This is a genomic window from Paenibacillus sp. FSL H3-0333 (assembly GCF_038002805.1).
GTDB classification, from domain to species: domain Bacteria; phylum Bacillota; class Bacilli; order Paenibacillales; family Paenibacillaceae; genus Paenibacillus_AQ; species Paenibacillus_AQ silagei.
In genome coordinates, this window is the sequence record NZ_JBBODG010000001.1 from 5922111 (window position 1) to 5943217 (window position 21107).

Annotated in this window: 18 protein-coding genes and 1 pseudogene; 3 read left to right on the forward strand and 16 right to left on the reverse strand. The window is 50.8% G+C overall.

From position 1 onward, the window contains the following. Positions 1-83: 83 nt before the first annotated feature. From MHH78_RS26215 to MHH78_RS26225, 3 genes are read right to left on the reverse strand one after another with little or no spacing between them, the layout of a single operon-like run. Positions 84-584: a hypothetical protein gene (locus tag MHH78_RS26215; RefSeq protein ID WP_341169328.1), complete on the reverse strand. Its 501-nt coding sequence runs from the start codon at positions 582-584 to the stop codon at positions 84-86. A gap of 43 nt (positions 585-627) precedes the next feature. Next, complete coding sequence (locus MHH78_RS26220; RefSeq protein WP_341169329.1) at positions 628-1392, reverse strand: hypothetical protein; 765 nt, start codon at positions 1390-1392, stop codon at positions 628-630. Between the two features lie 40 nt (positions 1393-1432). Next, a complete protein-coding gene (locus tag MHH78_RS26225) occupies positions 1433-1984 on the reverse strand; it encodes a papain-like cysteine protease family protein (protein ID WP_245368169.1) in 552 nt (183 codons plus the stop codon). Positions 1985-2217: 233 nt separating this feature from the next. Between MHH78_RS26225 and MHH78_RS26230 the strand changes: the two genes are divergently transcribed. Both MHH78_RS26230 and MHH78_RS26235 read left to right on the forward strand, forming a co-directional pair. Then, positions 2218-3408: a pectin acetylesterase-family hydrolase gene (locus MHH78_RS26230; RefSeq protein ID WP_341169330.1), complete on the forward strand. Its 1191-nt coding sequence runs from the start codon at positions 2218-2220 to the stop codon at positions 3406-3408. Between the two features lie 46 nt (positions 3409-3454). Further along, on the forward strand, positions 3455-4072 hold the full coding sequence (locus MHH78_RS26235) for a TetR/AcrR family transcriptional regulator (protein ID WP_341169331.1): 618 nt from the start codon (positions 3455-3457) through the stop codon (positions 4070-4072). Here MHH78_RS26235 and MHH78_RS26240 read toward each other — a convergent pair. From MHH78_RS26240 to tnpA, 9 genes and pseudogenes are all read right to left on the reverse strand, one after another. After that, complete coding sequence (locus tag MHH78_RS26240; RefSeq protein ID WP_341169332.1) at positions 4047-5405, reverse strand: HAMP domain-containing sensor histidine kinase; 1359 nt, start codon at positions 5403-5405, stop codon at positions 4047-4049. The two genes, MHH78_RS26235 and MHH78_RS26240, sit on opposite strands and share 26 nt — an antisense overlap. Next, positions 5402-6079 (reverse strand): response regulator transcription factor, encoded by a 678-nt coding sequence (locus MHH78_RS26245; RefSeq protein WP_341141099.1) that lies wholly within the window; start codon positions 6077-6079, stop codon positions 5402-5404. Before MHH78_RS26245 ends, MHH78_RS26240 begins: the two co-directional genes overlap by 4 nt. Positions 6080-6101: 22 nt before the next feature. After that, entirely contained in the window at positions 6102-8063 is a 1962-nt protein-coding gene (locus MHH78_RS26250) for a serine hydrolase domain-containing protein (RefSeq protein ID WP_341169333.1), read from the reverse strand. A 200-nt stretch (positions 8064-8263) separates the two neighbouring features. Further along, the gene (locus MHH78_RS26255; protein ID WP_341169334.1) at positions 8264-8698 is read right to left on the reverse strand and encodes a hypothetical protein; all 435 of its coding nucleotides are present in this window, start codon (positions 8696-8698) and stop codon (positions 8264-8266) included. A gap of 39 nt (positions 8699-8737) precedes the next feature. Next, a complete protein-coding gene (locus MHH78_RS26260) occupies positions 8738-9163 on the reverse strand; it encodes a hypothetical protein (RefSeq protein ID WP_341169335.1) in 426 nt (141 codons plus the stop codon). A gap of 185 nt (positions 9164-9348) precedes the next feature. Further along, a complete protein-coding gene (locus MHH78_RS26265; RefSeq protein WP_341169336.1) occupies positions 9349-9909 on the reverse strand; it encodes a CueP family metal-binding protein in 561 nt (186 codons plus the stop codon). A 29-nt stretch (positions 9910-9938) separates the two neighbouring features. After that, on the reverse strand, positions 9939-11927 hold the full coding sequence (locus tag MHH78_RS26270; RefSeq protein ID WP_341169337.1) for a Na+/H+ antiporter: 1989 nt from the start codon (positions 11925-11927) through the stop codon (positions 9939-9941). A 185-nt stretch (positions 11928-12112) separates the two neighbouring features. Continuing rightward, positions 12113-13201: an RNA-guided endonuclease InsQ/TnpB family protein gene (locus tag MHH78_RS26275; RefSeq protein ID WP_341169338.1), complete on the reverse strand. Its 1089-nt coding sequence runs from the start codon at positions 13199-13201 to the stop codon at positions 12113-12115. Next, positions 13173-13584 (reverse strand): annotated as a pseudogene (gene tnpA, locus MHH78_RS26280) (IS200/IS605 family transposase). Before tnpA ends, MHH78_RS26275 begins: the two are co-directional and overlap by 29 nt. 484 nt (positions 13585-14068) lie before the next feature. Between tnpA and MHH78_RS26285 the strand changes: the two are divergent. Further along, entirely contained in the window at positions 14069-14404 is a 336-nt protein-coding gene (locus MHH78_RS26285; RefSeq protein ID WP_341169339.1) for a hypothetical protein, read from the forward strand. A 607-nt stretch (positions 14405-15011) separates the two neighbouring features. Here MHH78_RS26285 and MHH78_RS26290 read toward each other — a convergent pair. The 4 genes from MHH78_RS26290 to MHH78_RS26305 all read right to left on the reverse strand — a co-directional run bounded on the left by MHH78_RS26290 (position 15012) and on the right by MHH78_RS26305 (position 21067). Further along, a complete protein-coding gene (locus tag MHH78_RS26290; RefSeq protein ID WP_341169340.1) occupies positions 15012-16325 on the reverse strand; it encodes an ABC transporter substrate-binding protein in 1314 nt (437 codons plus the stop codon). Beyond that, positions 16325-18136 (reverse strand): sensor histidine kinase, encoded by a 1812-nt coding sequence (locus MHH78_RS26295; RefSeq protein WP_341169341.1) that lies wholly within the window; start codon positions 18134-18136, stop codon positions 16325-16327. Before MHH78_RS26295 ends, MHH78_RS26290 begins: the two co-directional genes overlap by 1 nt. Before the next feature lie 102 nt (positions 18137-18238). After that, complete coding sequence (locus tag MHH78_RS26300) at positions 18239-18907, reverse strand: hypothetical protein (protein WP_341169342.1); 669 nt, start codon at positions 18905-18907, stop codon at positions 18239-18241. Between the two features lie 15 nt (positions 18908-18922). After that, on the reverse strand, positions 18923-21067 hold the full coding sequence (locus MHH78_RS26305; RefSeq protein WP_341169343.1) for a hydantoinase/oxoprolinase family protein: 2145 nt from the start codon (positions 21065-21067) through the stop codon (positions 18923-18925). Positions 21068-21107: the final 40 nt, after the last annotated feature.

A 21107-nucleotide genomic window follows, 5' to 3' on the forward strand; every position in this document is an offset into this window, starting at 1 on the left:
TGCTGAGGTGGAACTCGTTAATACATTAACTTAAAAAGGATGTTAAGAGTGTATGCACACTCTTAACATCCTTTTTACTATCTTCACTTCACTTCAGTCCCATAGCTCTCCTTCCAATGCTCCAGCCACTGCGAATAATCCAGCCCTTTGATCTCCTTCAGCGTCTTCCCTTCGATGGAGTACTCTCCGCCGGCCACGATGAGATTCTTGATTATGCTTAGCGGACCCGAGGTTCCGCCTATGACCTCATGATCTGCAAGCATGACATTTACGGCAATCCTGTATTCGTCCGGGGGATATTGCTGTTCCAGGGGATGATTCTCTACGAGGAATCGGTAAGTTATGATTTTTTTGCCGAAATAGGCATCAGGTTCTTGCTTCTGCACCGACCAGAGCTGCATGTAATCCAGATTCTCAAGCATGGTCTGATCCAATGTGTATTGGGCAACTTCTCCTGCAGGGTCAACGATCCTGTAACCAAGAGTCTCAACATATCTGGCGGCGATTTGCTCGTCATTCTCACCTTCGGCGGCGCCCCCCTTGTTGCTGCATCCCATTATGGCCAGCAGTGCCAGGCTAAGCATTAGGAATAATCCTATGAGCCGGTTCATTCGTTTCGTCCCAATCTCATTGCAATACGTCTGAGGCTCTTCTTCTCTGGACAGCGGAGATTACAACCGGGACAGCAAAGACAAGAGATAGTCCGAACAGGACGATAGCTGTAATTAAAGAGTTATGCCCTCCGTCAGAAGAAGCGGCATGATGGCCACCACCCACCAGGATTGCCCCTTCATTGGAATTGCGGTTCATAGAATTCAAGGCATCTGCCGATTCGCTAACCGCATCCCTAACCTCTGAAGGACTGATATTCTGCTCATTCGTTAAATCAATATAGGTCTCGTTAACCTCATTGTTTATATAGAGATAATCCAGCTCGTAGCGTTTGTCGTCAATAAGCTCTACAGTGCCCTTTCCGGCATACTCTGCTTCCAGCCGCTTCACGGTGTTGTCAAAATCATTATGATTACTGATGTTATAGATGGTCCATGCCCCTGACTCCAGTGTAGCTTCGATCACTCCAACCTGGGCCTCTTCCAGATAAAGAGGAAATTTATAACCTGCCATTTCATGTGAAATGGAGTTGTCATGGACATTCAACTGGTAATAGGGGATTCCTTCCCCCAGAGTGGCCTCATGAAAGCTTGTTTTGCCCGTACCATGAAAGTTATCCTTCTGGGCTTCAAGGCTATCCGCATAATACTCTTTATATTCCTGCTCAATGGCCCCTTTGATCTCTGCCCCAGCCTTCTCAAGACCAGCATCGGCATATGCCGCATTTCCAACCAGTGATAGAGCCAGGACAGCGGTTAATAGCAACGCACGAATTTTCAAAAAAAGCCCTCCAATTGTTGTTTGTATTAGATCATTAATTTCAATTAATATTGTTTACTGTATTAACCCACTTATAAGTGGAATTGCTCTTGAACGTAGAATAGCCTTGAACGTTGCTCGAACCATCTGCCGGATCAATATAATATAAGTTCTGAATATTGTTAGTGGTGTTGTAGTAATACCCTTTAACTACAAAGGCATGGCCAATACTCGAGCCAGCCTTGCTCGTGAACGCAAGAACATTGGAGTAATTATCTATATTGCTGACTAAACTATTGTACGACGGCACACTTAGTGATGCAGATGAGCTTACGCCATAGGCGGCAAGTCCTGCCTGGGCATCGTAGACCGTCCCGGCCGTGTCCATGTATATGCCCTTTGCAGCCTTCACTATATTTTGCTGGGTGGCGCTGGATTTCCCCAGATATTGTCCAGCCATGCTGGATACAGCCGCCCAGCACAGATAGCTGCCCTGTTGTACTTGGGAGGTTACATCATGAATACGGGCTCCAGAAGCGGCGTATACGCTGCCTGCAAATAGAGAAGCGGAGATTATCGAACTAAACAGAATTGACAGCGATTTCAATTTCATTTTTTTCACTTTTTCAAATCCCTCTTGGAGTATTGATCTATCGGCCGACAGAACTGTAGATAATACTATCATAAAATACTATATTTGGAATATCTAAATTAAAGCTTTTATATTGATAATCATAGATTTAACAGTCCGCCAAAAGCTTATTTTCAGCTTGTCTCATCAGATTTAAGTATACTCCTTGTGTAATAAGTTAACTAGACGTATACTTCTAGTAAAGGGGCGATGAGATGAGCAGAATGAAGAAAATCACGATATTTACGGGTATTGGATTGTTGAGCGTTGTTGTCATAGCCATTGTTGCGGTCTACGCCTTCGTAATCCAGCGGCCGGTGACCACTACCCCCGTAATCGCAGAAGCGAAGCCCTACGAGTGGAATAAGGTCAAGCTGGGCGGGAATACCCTTTCCAGTGATGGATCAGAGTATTTCATATGGACTAAGACTGGTGAGAGCAACAACTGGATCATCTTCTTTTCCGGCGGCGGGGTCAGCTGGGATGCCCGGAGCGCTGCACATCCTATTAAAATTATGAACTTTATTAAAGGCGGGGATACAGGCAACTATTTCGCTGACATTCCGTTCTATATGCTGACTTTGCTGGGCGGGATGATGGATACGGACAACCCGGATAATCCTTTTCACGGCTGGAATGTGGTCTACCTCCCTTATTCCACAGGTGACTTCCACATTGGGAACCGCACCGCTACGTATCCGCGGGAGGACGGCAGCACCTTCACCATGCGGTATAACGGGCGTACTAATGTGCGCAGCAGCCTTGACTGGATCTATGCGAACGTGGCTAAGCCAGATAAGCTGCTGATTGCAGGCGAAAGTGCTGGCGGATTCGGGTCAGCCTTCTGGGCGCCCGAGATTGCTTCACATTACCGGGATTCTGAGATTTTCCAATATGCGGACAGCTCCTTCCTGAAGTCAGACAAGTGGCCGCAGGTGATGAAGCAGGAATGGGACTCGGATTTCACTGCAACCTTCGGGTATGCGCCGGAGGCAGATATCATCGGGGCTGCTTTTCGCGCGAATGGCCGGCTGCTGCCTGCAGGTACGGTGCTTTTACAAGCCTACTCGGTATATGATGAGATTCTGATCCACTTTCAGAACAAGATTAACGATTACAACGGACCACGGGACCAGAAACTTATTAAAGAGTGGTCAGAGGAAATGCGGCAATCAGTAGCTGCTCTAGCTGCAACGGTTCCTAATTATTATTACTATCTGACGGATTACGGGCTGAACGCTGAGAACGGGACAACCCCGCACACTTTTTCCACCCGGGAGACCTTCTATCAGGCGGAGCAGGATGGTGTGAAGCTTGTGAAGTGGCTGGGGGATGCGGTCAATCAGCAGAAGCGCTATTCGGTAGGCAGCGAGTTCTTGGGGACAACAGCACCTGCTCAGGAGTAGCTCCTGCAGCAGCGGTATTTTCGCAGGAAGATAGGAGAGAAGATCATTGAATTTACGTGAAAAGCAAATGCAAATGACCAAAGAGCTCATTAAGGAGGCCGCGCTGGGCCTATTCTGTACTCAGGGGATCGAACGCACGGATATGGCACAGATCGCCGGACAAGCCGGTGTCTCCCGCCGCACGTTGTACCTTCATTATAAGGACAAGGAAGATTTAGCCGCTAAGCTCTATGTGGATAATCTGGAGCGGATGTTTGGCAGGCTGCTGTTTGATTTCGATTTTGCCCAGCCTGTTCCCTCCCTGGAGAAGATTCTGGATCAATATCTGGCATTAAAAGATCATCACGAGGCACTGATCTATTATGATGCCATTTTTGGAGTCTACTACAGCACCCTGTCCAAGAATCCGGCGGAGCTGCCTGATTTCAAGAGAGCTATGGAGGTCTGGTATTCCCGGTACATCAACCTTGAGACAGCAGCGGTGGCTCCAGAGTATCAAAAAAAGTGGCTGGATCTTCTGCAGAAGTCCACCCACCTGTATTTCATGTATTTACAAAAAGCCGTTATTCTGTCTCATCAACGGGGCGGTTCCGTTACGGAAGAAGACCGGGCAGCGGACCGGCAATTCAAGGATTTCATTATGGCTGGCGTGCGGGCAACCTGACGATAATCGTTGTTCCCTCTTTTGCCGCACCGTCCAGCTCAATACTGCCCTGATGCAGGGAGACGATTTTTGAGACAATGGCCAGTCCCAGGCCGTTCCCGTTATTCCTTCCATTCCGCGACTTGTCTATGGTATAGAATCTTTGGAATACGGTACCCCACTCTTCCGGGGAGATCCCGATGCCATTATCGCTGATCGTGACCGCAACTTCTGCTGCACTGTGGTCTATACGGATGCTGATCTTCCCGCCTTCAGGCGTGAACTTGATGCTGTTGCCCAGCAGATTCATCCACACCTGCTTCAGCTGATCTTCATCGCCAATGATATAGACCGCTTCCGGCAGCTCCAGATCGATAACGATGCTTCGGGCTGCCCATTGCGGCTCACAGGTCACCACGATGGTTCTAATCTGCTCATCAAGCCGGAAGGAGACTGCCGAGAAGGGGTGATGCTCGGAATCCAGGGAAGCCAGCTTCAGCAGATTATCACTCAGCCGTGACAGACGTCCACTCTCCGCAATGATGATATCCAGATAGTCCTTACGCTCCTCTTCCGCAATCAAATCATTGTTCTGCAGCGCCTTGGCAAAACCCGAAATGGAGGTAAGCGGTGTCTGGATTTCATGGGAGACATTAGAGACGAAATCCTGCCTCATCTGCTCCAGCTGCTTCAATTCCCCCGCCATCTCCACATAGCTCTGTGTCAGCTCTCCGATCTCGTCTACACGGTTCATCTTAAGATCTACCTCAAAGTCACCCTTGGCCAGTCTTTTGGTAGCATTCGTCAAAGCCTTAATCGGCTCCACCAGGTATCTGGCAGCAATAAGAATGCTTACACTTCCCAGCAACAGCACGAGTAACAGTACAAAGAGTACCAGACGGTTGACGATATGTTCGTTCTCGGCTGAGTACTGCAGGAACATCGCACGCCACTCCCCCTTGAGCATAAAGGGCATTCCAATGAACGTATCATTATCTTCCGTGGAAGAACGATAGACCTTCCCCTGCAACACTTGCCGGACAGCCCCGGGAGTGATGGTAACAGCCGGACTATCCGCGAGCCCGTAAAAAGTATGTTCCCCCGACTGGTCGTACAGATGGATAGGATGCGCTGATACCTTAACCATACTATTCAGGAACTCGTCCGTATCTTCAGGCCTGGCCTCATCATAGCGGTGAATGATCTCCCTGCCCACTGTAATCATCTCGTTCTGTCCCTCATAGCTTATTTGCTTCTGAAATACATACAAGCCGATGAAAAAGGAACAGATCAGACTAAAGACAATGATGCCGAGAAATGTGAGTATGACCCGAACATACAGTGTCTTGATCATGACTCAGGAATCAGGCGGTAGCCCAGACCGCGGGCAGTTTCGATATGAAAACCCTCGCCATTGCCGCTGAACTTCTCTCTCAGCCGGCTGACATGCACATCCACAGTCCTGCCGTCCCCTTCATAATTCAAACCCCAGATTTGCTGAATCAGCTGTTCTCTGGTGAAGATCTGCCTGGGGTGGCTGACCAGCAAAAACAGAAGATCAAATTCCTTCAAAGGTAACGTGACCGGCATTCCACCGCGTGTAACCTGAAAAGTCCGGCGGTTAAGCACCACATTGCCAAGCTGTACGGACTGGGAAGTGACAACCAGTGAGCGTTTGAGCAGTGCTTTTACCCGCATGACCAGCTCAACCGGATCAAAGGGCTTGGTCAGATAATCGTCCGTTCCGAGCTGAAATCCTTTCACTTTGTGGGCCGATTCCGCTTTGGCCGTCACCATAAGAAGGGGCAGGTTGGCATCCGTACGCCGGATTTCCCGGCACAGCTCCCAGCCGTTCAGTCCCGGCATCATAATATCCAGAATCACAAGATCGACATGCGAGTTCTCAATGATGGACATCGCCTTGGTACCATCCCCGGCTTCTTCGAGGCCGAACCCTTCTTTGCGCAGATATAGAGACATCAGCTTCCGGATATTGTCATCATCATCCGCGATCAGTATAGTAGCCACGATCATCCTTCTCTCTTAAGCGTTATCCAAACTGCCAGCCGAGCAGATTCCAATAGTAGAAGAAGAACGTCAGCTGGGCAGCCGACAGCATCACTAATGTGTAATGCACCCGCCTGAGGGCGGTCCAATATTTATTTTTCCATACCAGTATAGCTGAGATCAGCATTGCTAAGGTCAAGCCCGCCATAATGATTGGCATAACCAAGCTGACAGACAGTAAAGGGCTGATACTGCTGAGCTTCTGCATAATGTCCATGGACATAATAATCATAAACAGAGTAATAAAAGACAACAGCGCCCAAACGGCAGTTCCCGCAGATAATCGGATGGCCCGCTTTTCCGGGAGCGTCATCGCCTTGAACCTGCGTCTGAAGAAGATAGGTCCGGGCAATGCCGTGAGGAAAATGAATCCCAAGACACCAAGCAGGATAAGCCAAAACTTACTCTGATCCAAAAGCGGCGTACGCTCCAGCGGCATCTCCGGAGCCATGTCCAGGAGCATATGTGTCACTGCGCCGGACTCATCCGTCAGGAAGCCGATCTGGTCGGTCCCTTCCTCCAGCTGGAACAGGTTAGGAGCGACTGCTCTGTACAGCTGTTGTTCACTACCGCTTCCCAAGGATATCTTGTTATCCACAATCGTAACATTCAGCTGGGCAAAAAAGTTAAAGAACTTGTCAATATCACTTATGTTGCGGCGTGTAAATTGATAGGAGCCGGCATATTTCTGTACGGATTCCGCGGAAGCGGAGAACTCCGGCTGCTTCACTTCAGGAGCGGGATAGTACTTGTTGAACAAGGCCTGGACCAGATGGGTCGCAGCTTCGCTGCCTTGACCGCCATTGTAGGATAAGAAAATCCCCAGTTGCTTGGCAGGTGCGAGATACAATTCCGTATTAAACATGGGATCGGAGCCGCCATGAGAGATTAATCTCACCCCGTTCACCCGCTTCTCTGCGAATCCGAGAGCTACTCCCGGCAGGCGCTTATCGAGCTGGAATGCCGTTGAATGCATCAATGCAGCCGTCTCAGACTTCAGAATCTGCCCGGTGCCATATTTCCCGTTCTGCAGATGCGCGATCATGAAATGTGCCATGTCTATTGCAGATACAGTACCCGAGCCGGCAGGACGAAATCCGCCCTCGAATGTAGGTGTGCCAGGAATAAAGCTGCTGTTCCCGCTATTATACCCTACCACCTGGTAAGGGATGAATGACTCCGGCAAAGGCTCAACTACCGTTGAATGCTTCATGTCCAGCGGATCGAAGATATACTTCTGAATATAATCATTATAAGGAATACCGCTGACATCCTCCACGATCATCCCGGCAAGCGTTGCTCCATAGTTAGAATAGGCACTCATCTCACCGGGCGGTCTGATCCGGGCGAGCATATGTTTATTGAGTGTCTCCGAGATGGAACCGGGCAATCCGGCAGGATCAGTAACGATCTGATAACCAACTCCGCCCTCTTCAAATCCTGCGGTATGGGTCATCAAATGGCGCATGGTGATGGGTTCAGGATAAGTGGCAGGAATCTTCACAGATTTCAGGTAGGTGTTAATGTCCGTGTCCAGATCAATCTTGCCCTGCTCCACCAGTTGCATCACAGCCGTCCAGGTAAACAGCTTGGTCGTTGAAGCGATTCGGAACATGCTGGTTGCAGGGTCAACCGGAGCCGCTTGCTCCAGATTCGAGCTTCCATACCCCTTGCCCAGAATAATCTTGCCGTCCTTGACGATAGAGACCACCGCGCCGGGAATTTGCAGCCGGTTCATATACTCTTCCATCATTCCATCCACGAAGGCTGTCAGACTTGCCGTATCCTCAAGATTGGCAGGCGCTTCAATCCGGGAACCCGGTGAAGCGGCTTGCCCTGTCTCCGCACTGGCATGTTTCCCGGGAAATATAAGGCTCGCACTTAATCCCATCACAGCCAATATAGCCAGAGCAGCGATCAGCCTTTTTTTCATAAATATCAACATTATTACCCTCCGCATCATCTTCTATATTTAAGGTTAGGGCCAATCTCCCTAACACTTCTAGAGATTATCAGAGTAGTGTGAATGGAACGTTAACAGGCCATAAATGCTCCAAGAGCAGGTTTATTACACGAGAATATTCATTGATAGAATGAATACAGTAATATTCTCCTCATAAAAAAACTCTAATCGTTATGTAACGATTAATTTCTTTTCCATACCCTTACACTGATTAAATAATATAAAGTCATAAGGGATTGAATTACTAAAATACCCAGCGGAAGTACATAGAGCATTTCAGCCTGATATTTTTGGAAAAGCTCAAAAGATACTACAGCATATCCTCTAGGTTCAACACCTTGTAACTCCACGAAAAGAAACAGAAGTAAACTGCTTGGAATGACCGTAAATAAAAACCAGGTGATTTGGTCGCCTCTCCTATTAGCCCTAATAAACAATGAAGAATTAATAAAACACATGCAGAAGGGCAGGAAGTAGGTTTTGCAAAGTAATATTATTATTCCTGTTCCCCATCCCTCAATTCTTATCTCAAGAAAATAGATTAAAATCAGATGTACTGCAATTGCTGCTAACATATAAAGAACGGCTTGGTATATTGGCTTTATGAATTTCCCCATTCTCTTTTCTCCTTGCTAACATTGTATGAGGCAAAATGATTATTCTATGGATAATATCATAAACCACATTGAGGCCCAAAGGAGTAACTGGATAACTGAATAGATAATGGGGAAGAAAAACATCAATTCCAAATACCCCTGTTCAAAATGCAATTCAATAAATACGGGTTCGCTCGGCTCCGCACCTGCAGCCTCCTTTAATTTAAAGAGAATAACAATACTGGGAAGCAGACTGGTCAATAGCCAAACCAGATTATACCTGATCTTCTTCGTTTTCAACGACCTCATACAAGTTGTATACAACAAAAAAACCGGAGCGCAATATGTCAATGCAATTTGCAGACCCCCTACTTCCTCCCACGCACCCTTTTTTAAATTCAAAAAGCTAATAATCAGCAAATGAATTATACCCACCACTACTACCTGCGCTAATCCTTTAATCCTAATAATCGTCTTCTCACTCACCTTATCTCCCCCGCGATTATATATATTTTCCTTTTACACCGAATATCGGATTTGGCCCTTGATTTATGTATATCAAAGAACATCAAAAAAGGAGCCGTATACAGATACGGCCCCAACTCATTCAATATTTTTATTATTCTTCTTACAAACGAGATGGTACAGACAGAATCAGGATTGCTATACTTTTAACTTAATTGCATAGTAGTCAGGCAGGTATCGTCACTTTCAAAAGTGGAAATCTCAGACTGGGCCTGCTTACCTTCATGAGTAATGGTCATCTTATAGTTCTGATCACGCGGCAGCCATAGGTCGATGAAGCCGTTCGGCTGTGACTTGACGGTCTCGTTCATGATCTCCTTACCGTCCGCATCTTCGATTGTTACCCCGAAGGATTGGCCGACCATCTCTCCCTGGCAGCCCGTCAGGCTGTGCGTTGCGCAGGGATGCGTCTTCTCCACATAGGGGGCCACGGACAGGAAAAATTCATTCTCCGGAAGCTCATAAGCTGCTTCGTTTGGACCTCCGCTGTCCACGATTAGCTGTGTGGAGGTAATCGAAGCGGAATCTGCCGTCAAGGTGCGTGAGCTGAAGTCAGCCACCATTTGCTTGATATCCTGACTGGCAGCCTGACTGCTGCCCGGAGTTGTGGCAACCTCCGTTGTCTTCTTTTCCCCGCTTCCCGCGTACAGGTAGATTCCCAGCGCTGCAATAACCGCGCACGTACCCGCTACTACTTTATTGTTCATGTTAAGATTCAGCTCCTTGTAGATGGCATTCAGCCCATTTCTTCCCGCAGATCATGCTCCATGAACAGAATATCACGTTTCATTTCCTTCATGCTAGCTCTGGAGATCCGTCCGGCCTCGAACATCAGCTGAATGTGGTCACGTTCGAGCTGAATGCCTGCTCTCGACAATTCCTGCAGCGATTCTTCGAACTCCCGTTTCGTGGAGGAGATGGACTCTGGACGGGTTAACCGCATTCTTCCCCGCTCATAGCGCAGAATCAGGGCGCTAATTACTTCAGGCTCCATCTCTCCCGTAGTCTGCAGCTCTCTCAGCCGCTCAAGAACATAAGCGAAAATCCCGGCCTGCAGCCGGTTTGATTCCTCACGCCGCTCCTGCGCGCTTAAGCGGACCTGCTGAATGACACCTGTGATTTCTTCCCAGCTTTTGAACGGAATCAGATCATTCTTGTACTGCGGATCACGGGTGTATATGAACAGCTGCCGGTTCAGGCGGTTCAGATAGCGGTATGCCGTATACGGGTTCACTTCGTGCTGCTTGAGCGCAAGCATAGTGTATTCCCGCTGCCACTTGAGTGCTGTCACCCCAAGCTTACGTTCCATTTCCTCAGCGTCTTCATTTTTCTTCAGCAGACGGATTCTTGCGTTATAGATCCCGGTTAGATGATTCAAGGCGAGGCGGGACTGATCTGTAGCCTGCTCATTTAAGCCCGCAACCACACTGCGCAGAATTTCGATTTTGGCCTCGGCCTCCTCGGCATTGTGCTCTGCTTCATGATCTGAGCCAAGCAGCAGCGGCAGCAGAAAGTTAGACGCCAGCAGGGTCCACAGAATGACACCCGCCGCCAGGAAAATAATCAGGTCTCTTGCCGGAAAGTAGGAGCCGTCATCCAGGAAAAACGGCAGTGACATCGTACTCGCCAGGGTAATCGTACCTCGAACCCCCGACAGTGTGAGAATGAGCGCCTTTTTGAATTCCAGCTTCCAGGGTCCGCGCGGCTCCTCCCCTTCGGGAATATCCATGACCAGCATCCAGATCAGCCTCAGACCGAGGACAGCAGCGGTTAATAGCAGGGTATACAGGATAACCTGGACATTCCCTATATCCGGGTTGTTCCAGACGGTCTGAATAATCTCCGGCAGCTGGGTACCCAGCAGCAGGAAGACCAGGCCGTTCAGGACGAAGATAATGACGGACCAGGTGCTTTTGGACACGATACTCAGCTTGGCTACTTCAGGATTCATCTGCTTGTACCCGAAGGAATGGGCGATCCCTGCACTGACCACTGCCAGAATGCCATTGACTCCCAGCTCCTCAGCGGCCATGAAAATTGCAAAGGGTGTCAGAATCTCAATCAGCATATGTAGCGTGACATTCTCCATCCCGAGCCTGCGCAGCCACCGGACGATCCCGTATTTAATGAGCGTGAGCACAAGGCCCAGCACCACACCGCCTAGCGAGATGCCAATAAAGCTCAGACTGGCCGTTTTGAAAGAGAAGGCGCCTGTAACCATAGCTGCGACTGCAAATTGAAAGGACACCAGACCCGACGCGTCGTTAATCAAAGATTCTCCTTCGAGAATTTGCATTGTCTGATGGGGGATTTTTACTTTTTGTTCCAAAGCGCCTACAGCAATCGCATCCGTAGGGGCCAGTGCCGCAGCCAGCGCAAACGCAGCCGCCAGGGGCAATACCGGCAAAAGCCAGTGCAGGAAATATCCCAGAACCCCTACCGTCAGAAAGACCAGTCCCAGCGCCAGCAGCAATATCGGCTTTTTCAGCTTCCATAAGGCCACTTTATCGGCAAGCCTGCCGTCATTGAACAGCAAGGGAGCAATGAATAATAGCAGGAACAGCTCCGGGTTCAGCTCCAGTTCGAAATGCAGAGGCAACCAGGTCAAGGCCATACCCAGCGCGATCTGAATGATCGGCACCGACAACGAGGGGATAAACCGGTTCACCAGATTAGACAGTGACACGGCTGCCAGCATCAACAAAATATACTCAAATAATTCCAATCGGACAAACCTCCATCTCTACACTTGCTTGTGCAGATACTAAATTACGTTATGTATTTGAACCTCCACACCCTTAAAAGGGTGGGATTCTTAGCTAGTTAGCGGGCGCATCCGTTTCCGCTTTGCCCTACTGCTAAGTTAAGGGCGAGTTCATTCGCCCATCCTAGATCAGAGCTTATAGCTACCTAGGCTGGCAGACTGTTACCATCTGCCACAGGTTGACGCATGATGTTGATGGCACCGACCCGATCCCGATGTGCTGTATAACCGCAGTTGCAATGATACGTTCGATCCTTTGCTTTGTTCCGCTCTCCACAAGAGGGACAGGCTTGCGATGTGTATGCCGGATTCACTTCAACCACTTGGATACCAGCAAGTGTCGCCTTATATCCGATGAACATTTGCAACTGATAGAACGACCATTGATGCAGATTTTTAGCGTTTTTACGACTTGTTCTTGTCGTCTTACGAATATTCGTCAGTTTCTCTAGCTTGATGACAGACACCTTTTCTTGAATCGCCATATTCACGATCTGGCGGCTGATTTTGTGATTCTGATCTTTCATAAAACGACTTTCCTTGTCGCTCTGTTTACGGATCGCGGATAACTTTTTAAGCTTTCCTAATTTGCGGCGATAGCTGCTGTACTTACGGCGAACAAATTTGTTTTTACGTCCATTTCCGCAAAATTTTGTCTTGCCACTTGAGGTTACGGCAACAGCGGGCACTTTCAAGCCTAAATCAATCCCCATCACTTCATGACCATTGGCTGGCTCAGTCGGTCGTTCAATTGAAATTTGAACAAACCATTTCGCTGATTTTTGAACCACGCGCAGAAGTCCAAGCTTCCCATTCGAAAGCATGTCCCGCTCCCGATCCGAAAGAAGCGCAGGAACCACAAGACGTTGTACTTTTCCATCCAGGATCACCGGGAAAGAAATATGGTTGCCCCAAATCGTATAATTTTGATTGTTCACGTAGTACACACTCTTTTGGAGAAGAGGCCGTTTCTTCGTTTTTTTAAACCGCTGAAACAGGCTTTTGGCGTCTCGAATCACTTGATTCTTTACGGCAGAGGGTAGATTGGCATGAACGGTTTTTGAAGTTAGTTTAGGAAACGTTCCAGACCTTTCGGCTTGCTCCGTTAATTCGTTGACGGTTCGGATGTATTCATTGCCCATATCCACCAATACAGACGGATCGGTTGGACAAATGCGGATTTGAATCGTTACGGTTTGCAGGGTCTCACCCCCTTGTTTTTTGTTCCTCAACATATCGTTTGATCGCTTCGTTTGATCGCTTCGCTTGAAACGTCCCCTGCCGTACTGACAAAGTAGGAACGAGTCCAGAGGGTAGGCAAATGGTTCAAGTGCTTACATTGTTCACGAAGGCGCAGAGAAGTGATTCCTTTCAGTTTCGCCATAAGTTCTGCGGGAGAATCGGTTGGCCGTGCGTTTAGAACAATATGCACATGATCAGGCATGACTTCCATTGCGATTAGCTGCCAATCCTGTTCGGCACATATTTCCATAACGATTTGCTTAAACTGAATCTCCACTTGATGGACTAGCACTTTACGTCTGTATCTAGAGCAAAAAACAAAATGATAGTTAATGAATGATACGGTTGTTTTGGTATTTCTATAGGATTGTCTCACACCTAAATTGTAGCAGTTAAAAAATTCACCCGCTACAAAAATATGCGCTCATTTAATATAATTTTGACTACATAAGGATTTTCCTTAAACAAAGATGATCCATCTCACCCCTAAAGGAGTCGGCTTTCTCGACTAACTTCTGTAAACTCAGTATAAACGATCTGGGAGGAAATATCCTCTTGGCGGCTGCTATAGTTAATGAATAAACGTGTAATGGACAGACATCGAAAAACCATTTATTGCCCCGTCCGTATGCCGACGTATAATTAGGTCAGACGAAGAACGTCCCAAGCCATCACTGGCAGAGGGGCGTTCTTTTTTTTGTTAAAATGAAGGAGGTAATGGAGTTTGAAAAAGCGCATCAGTTGCTATTGGACCGGCATTTGTCCATCCGATCAGGGGAGCGCAGAGGCCGGTTGTCACGGGGGCACCAGTATGCTGAGAAGCTGATGCTGCGTAACGTGTGGTGCCGCTATTCGGCAATTTGGATGACCTGCATCCTGAATATGAAATCTATGACTGGAACCGTAAATCACAGTTTCTGGATGTTGCCTTTCTCCCGTCCTGCGGGAAATTCGGTCTGGAATGTGACGGTTATCAGAGCCATGTGAAGGATATGGACCGGGAGAAATTCAGTTACTCGCTTAACCGTGATACATTCTTGAGCGGAATGGGCTGGAGAATCATTCACTTTTCCTTCGATGATGTACAGAACCGCCCGGAAATCTGCCGGATGCTGCTGCAAATGGTCATTACCCCCGCCTTGCTCCGTAACCCCCGTCCGGGCAGTCTCTCTCACCGCTGGAACAAGAGATCCTAAGACTATCCTGGAGTCAAAAGAAGGGCTTACACCCCAAAGATGTGATGCTTCAATGAAACATGAACTTTCGGACAGCCCGTAAACAGCTACAGGAGCTGGTCCGCAGAGGTCTGCTGCGCCCTGTGATCCAAAACACTTATGTATGTTACTACGAACCCGTTGAAGGATTATCCAATTGGTTTCTGTAATGGTTAGGGGTTAAAGGTAGGGGTAGCTGGCCCGCTGAGGAGCAAAGTAGTTCTTTTAAGCAGATTAGATTAGGTGAGGTGGGGTGGGATGAGGTTTGGTTTGGTGGCTGAGGTAGGATGAGGCAAGGCGCGGACACGGCAGGTGTACTAATAGTGTTGTAGTAAATGCAACTTGGATGCATCGATACTTGGGTGCGAAGGAGAATTGTTGCAGAAAATACAGGAATCCACCTGCTTAATGGTTTGGATGGGGCAGAATGCTGCCTTTTGTATCATTATGTGCAGGAATTGTAATTGCGCTGCCGCTTCCACTTCCAAATCAGCAGGGGACGGCTCAGGGGACGGCTCAGGGGACGGCTCAATGTACAGGTCAGCAAAATGACTCAGCAGGTGAACACAATTACAGAGGAACACCCCGCTTATTTCATAAGCGGGGTAACTTCCTGTTCCATTTGTTCGAGCAACTCGTCAACGGTGGACGTTTGCGTGTAGAGACCGTCCATCAACAGCTGGATCTTCGTATCAATCTGTTGCCAGTTCTTATGTCCTGGCGCGATCCGCGCCGTGGCGATCTGATCGAGCACCGCCCGCTGGATGCTCTCCGGTGAAGGCTTGGATGCTGCCCGCAGGAAGACATCGGATTCCAGAACAGACTTGCGTGACGGGACAAAATATTGCGCGGTGATGCTCATAGACTCTGCACTGGTGATGAACTTGAGGAATTCTGCAGCCTCTGCCGGATGACTGGTCTCGAAAACAGACACTCCCGCATAACCGAGGGAGGTCCCTGTCCCCTTAATGCCTGACGGCATCGGAGCGATGTCCCAGGCAAAATCGGTAACCGCGCGGGCCTTGGAAGTATAGCTGTAACGGTCCGTATACATTCCAAGCCGGCCGCTGTCGAAGGCAATCTCATCCCCGGGCAGCGGGTGCACCTTGCTCTTGAACATCATGTCACTGTAGAGCTGGAGCGCTTCCTTCCCTGCGGGAGAATTGAGTGCAAATGATGCTCCGCCGCTGTCGAACAGCTCCGCTCCATGCGACCAGAACAGCGGCAGCAGTGCGTCCGACCAGTTGTTCCAATCGCGGACCAGCTTCACGCCGTAGATGCCTCGCTGCGGGTCGGTAAGGCTTCGCGCCGCCTTGAGGAATTCATCGTAGTTCCACTGTCCTTCCTCATACAGCTCCGTTGGCGTCTTCAGTCCACGGGCCTGGAACAGATCCTTATTGTAATAGATCAGCACCGGGGGCGTGGAGAACGGGATGCCATATAACTGGTCTCCCCGCTTAAAAATATCAAGGGTAGACGGATAAATATCCGCATACCGGTAGTCAGAGTCATCCTGAACCGCTGCGGAAATATCAGCCAGTTGGCCTGATTCAAGCAGTTGCGGGATCATCCGCTCCGCCAGCCAGCCGGCATCCGGCGCGGTGCGGGAGGCCAGCATGATTGACAGCTTCTGCTGATAATCCGCAAAGGGAATCATCATAATCTCGACCTCGATCCCGGAATGAAGCTGTTCAAATTCAGCTATAAGCTCCTCCACCATCGCCTTCTGCGCATCATTGCCCCAGATACTGAACTTCAGCTTCACGGGTGCCAGCACAGCAGCCGTCCCGCTCTCCACTTCTCCCTCCCCGGCTAACCCGCCGGGCGCCCCGTTTCCGGCACCCGAAGAACAGCCCCCAGCCAGCAATACCGCAGCGATAAGCGCTAACAGCCTAATCCGCATTATTCCTCTCCTCCTTGCCTGTCCCCTGCGGGTCCGGCATCATTCATCGCTTCCCAGTTCATCGGCAGGCACAGCGAGACCGTTACGCCCTGCTCTGCCGTGTTATCCAGTGTCAGGCCGTAAGGCTCCCCGTAGAGAAGCCGCAGCCGCTGATGGACATTGCGCAGCGCGAACCCCTTGAGTATCCGGCCAAATCCTCCCTGCTCCGCATCGGCTGCGGCCCGGGGCTGACGGCCATATAGCTGTTCTTCAAGCTCCAGCATCCGTGCGCCGTCGATGCCAAGGCCGTCATCCTTGACCGACAGGACCAGATCCTCTTCGTCCACAGAAGCGGCCAAGGTAAGATGCAGCGTATCCGGTCCCATCGCATGCTCAATGACATTCTCGATCAGCGGCTGCAGAATCAGCTTCGGCACCACACAGGAATCAAAGGAAGAATCAATATGGATCACGGCCTCCAGCTTGTCTCCCAGACGCATGCCTTGAATGCGCAGATAGGCTTCCACGAATTTCACCTCATCCAGCACATACACCATCTGTTCCCGGTGGCCTACGGTATAACGCAGCAGCTTGCCGAGACTGGTTACTACACCTGAGAGCTCCCGGGTATTGCCCTGAAGTGCCAGCATGTTCACCATCTCCAGCGTGTTGTACAGAAAATGCGGATGAATCTGGCTCTGCAGCGCCAGCAGCTCTGCCTCCCGCTCCTTCAGCCGGGTCTCATAGACCTCCTTAACCAGACGGTCAATCTCGCCGATCATTGTGTTGAATCCTTCGGTCAGCTGCCCGATTTCATCGCTGGTGGTGACCGTAGCACGTTCGAGGAACAGCCCCCGCTTCACCTGCCTCATCTTCGACTGAAGATGGGCAATGGGCTTAATCAGGCGGCTCGACAGCAGGATGGCTGCTACGTAAGCCGCCATAAGGGCCACTATGGAGACAATCAGTGTAGAGTTTGTCAGCTCACGGGCATCCTCCCGAAGCTGCGCCCGAGGCATCAGCGAGGTGACCTTAAGTCCTGTGTACGGTGATTCCGCAGAGGCAGTAATATAAGATTCGCGTGAATCGGGAAGCTTGCCGGCCTCGGAGTACAGAACCACCTGATCCTTGCCTGTAATCTGCAGCAGGCCGCTCCCGCTTGAGCGTACCGTCGAGACAATTGATCCGAAGCCCCGGGGCATCAGATCTACCTTGACAATCCCCAGCATGGCATGGGTGTACGGTTCACGGATGACTCTGGCCACGGAGATGATCCCCTGCTTCGCCTCTGTGTAGTAAGCTGCGCTGTGCGGCGGAAGAATGGCAAGGCCACCGTCCGCCTGCTCTACGGTCTCCATCCACTGTGCCATGCTGCGGTCCCACCGCTTCCTCACACTCTGGTCCAGATTACTGAAGATTCCGCCGTCATTGGTGAACACAAGGATGCTCTCGATTTCCCCCCGGTCAAAAGCCAGCGAAGAGATAAACAGGTTCATCTTCAGCGTCTCATCCGTGCTCTGATAGGTGCCGCCCGAACCCGGCCCCCTGTGCTTGCGGAGAATCTGCATCATATCCTCATCATACAGCGGCGCAAGCGTCAGACGGTCCAGCTCCTTAATATAATGCTCCAGATTAATATTAATCTGGCTGACGACCTGATTGGACAGTTCTACCGTGTTGCGTTCTACTCCGGCAATATATTTCTTATAGCTGATGGTGCCTATGACCAGGAACGGAATGGTGATCAGCAAGCAGAATAAAATGATAAACTTCGTGCGCAGCGGTACATAAGCGGATCGGTTGAATCTTTTACCGGATAACATGCGTAACATGCGGACAGCCTCCCCGAACTCTGGTTCTACATCAACATAGCATAATCCGGGATGGAAGTCAGAGCTATCCGCCATGCCCTGCCCAGGCTCAGAGATTCCGGCTCAGCTATTCTCAAGCTCGCTTGACCAGACCTCCGTCTGCCTCCAGAATTCAGCGGCTGTCAGTGTCCCGCTGTGAATCATATACGCGTAATCCAGCAGATTCGGCAAGCAGGGCAGGTCCAGCAGATAACGGCTGAACGCATGCGCAGCGATCTCCGAGGTCTTCGTTACGCCCGCCCGGATACGCAGCGGCCCCAGGGAGAGGCTGCTGATGTCATCCAGCCGCTTGTTGGTGTATCCCAGCTCCGTGAACTCCAGATCATGGAACAGCTCATGGGCGAGATGAATGTCGGTAACCTCCCTGAGGCTGAAGGAACGGCCGGGAAGCAGTACACCGGCATATTGCCGAAGCTCCTCCATGGAGGACCGGTACAGCGTAATGACGCGTTCCTTGGCCGACAGCTCAATCTGGGCGCGGAAGCGGAGCTGCCCGATGGTGCCTTTCCGTTCATTGAGGTTCACCTGGATGCCCCTGTCCCTGCAGATGGCTCCGACATCCGTGCCATAACGTGCCTTGAAGGCCAGCGCCTGCTCCTTCCCGATGGCCAGTGGACGCTCTACATAATAACGCCGTTTGCTCTGCGGTATTCTGTGGAACAGCAGATCACTTTTAAGCTCGGCATAACCCAGCACATCATCGCCCGGCAGCATACGTTCAGCCGTCTTCATCCTCCTGTCCACCTCCTACTGATAGACGACGGCGAGCATTTCGCTGTTGTCCTCAAGCAACCCTGTCTCCACCTCAAGAATGGAGAACAGCTGCTCCTTGGTCTGCATCCCGGTCAAATCGAGCATTTTTTCCTTATAGAAAACAAAGGTCTTGGGGATCGTGGCATTTGCATCCGAATAGATCGTATTCTCCTCCAGGAACGAGGCGAACCGGTCAGCCATATTCTTCTTCAGAAAAGCCAGGTGATACGCATTGGTCTTCTTGAAGCGCACCACCCCCTCACGGTCGAGCACGCTCACATGGCTGAGCTTCTTCTTCACCAGGCCGAACATCGACTTCTTGATCTCGCTGGCCTCGAACAGATACCATCTGCCGGAGGCTGCCTTCAGCTCCGTCTGCTCCGCAGGCTGGCCCAGCGCATCCGCCGCCGTCAGCTTCAGCTCATTCACCGGCACCGCGCGGCTGGCCAGATCCTTCGAGCGCAGCTCCGTGGAGCCGGTGGCGATCGCCCGCAGAATATTGCGCTGGGAGTCGATCTCAATTGTGACATCGACCGTGGATTCGTTCGCCCCGGACTGGACAATCCTCTCCATAATCTCTGCCCGGATCAGCTTGATATCATGCTCGGTGGCACCCACGACCGTCTTCTCGATCTGCTCGCGGACCATCGCCATCCCGACGCCAATCGTGGAGATATACGGCGCATTGTTCGCAATCTGGTGCTTGAAGCCTTCCTTCGCAGCCATGGCCGGGACCAGAACTGCACCGCTGCCTCCGCCGCCCACCAGCGTAATGAATCCGGCGTCCAGCTCATAATCGCTGATCATCTGATTCACCACCGCCATCACCTTACGGATGGCAATATCCATCGCTGCCCTGGCCGCCTCCTCCGCAGACATCCCGAGATGAGAACCCAGCGCCTGCCAGGCGATCCGCGTGCTCTCCATATTCCCGCGCGCATAATCCGTCTCCGGCACATGGTTCAGCAGATTCGCTGCTCCCGCCAGTGTCAGCGCATATTCCTGTCCTCCCCTACTACGAACCGTGACATAATCCGGGTCTCCTTCGCGCGGTCTGACGAGACCGATCGCAGGCTGCTCCAGGTTCTCCTTGCCGGTGAAGCACTCGTATTCCAGTCCCGCAATATGCGCACTGCGCGGGCCGACATCCGTGATCTTGCCCCCGCCGATTTGGATCATACTGCCTCCGGCAACCGCCAGCGTCCGCACATCCAGCGAGCGCAGATAGGTCTTGTGTCCGCCAACCTGGGCGTTCTCAATCATGACCTTACCGTTCTTGATTACGGAAATATCTACGCTGGTGCCGCCGACCTCGAAGAAAATGCCGTCTGATATCTTCTCATACATCAGGGCACCGGCCACGCCGGCCGCCAGCCCCGACAGCATGGTCAGGATCGGACGCTTGCGCACCTCGTCGATGCTCATGACCCCGCCGTCACAGCGCATGATCATCAGCTGGGAGGTAATTCCCGCTTCTTGGACCGCCTGCTCGGTCATATTGGCCGTCTCCATCATCTTGGGGATCAGGCTCGCATTGACGACCGCTGTGCGGGTCCGGGTCTTCAGCCCGTAGAGCTGGGAGATTTCATGTCCGCCGGTGGCGTACACTCCCCGGCTGCGCGCCGCTTCCATCACTCTCAGCTCATTGGCCGGATCATCGACGCTGTAAGCCTCCGAGGCTACAATAACCTCTGCCCCCTGGGCCAGCAGCTGGTCAATCGCATCGTCAATGGCTTCCGCTGTAAGTTCCCGGGAGTCAATGAACTTGTGATACGTAGTAAGATACTTGCCCGCAGCCAATTCGATATCCGCCACATTGGTCTCCGAGCGGGCACTGCGGGCATCCAGCCCCGTCCCCATCCCTACGATGCCGACACGGGCAACATCGCCTTCGAGCAGCGCATTGGTGGCCTGCGTCGTCCCGTGGGCGATGAACTTGATATCGCCGGGAAGGATGCCGTTCTCGCTCATGATCCGCTGGATAATCTGGACAATCCCGCTGGCGACTCCGCGTTTATCGTGGTGCGTGGTGGGCATTTTGACCTTAGACAGCACCTCAAAGGTCTCATTATCTATCGCCACGGCATCCGTGAAGGTTCCTCCGACATCGATGCCGATTCTGATCTGTTTATTGCTCATAGCAGGTTCTCCTCTCCATGAAGCTTAGGTCTCTAAGAGT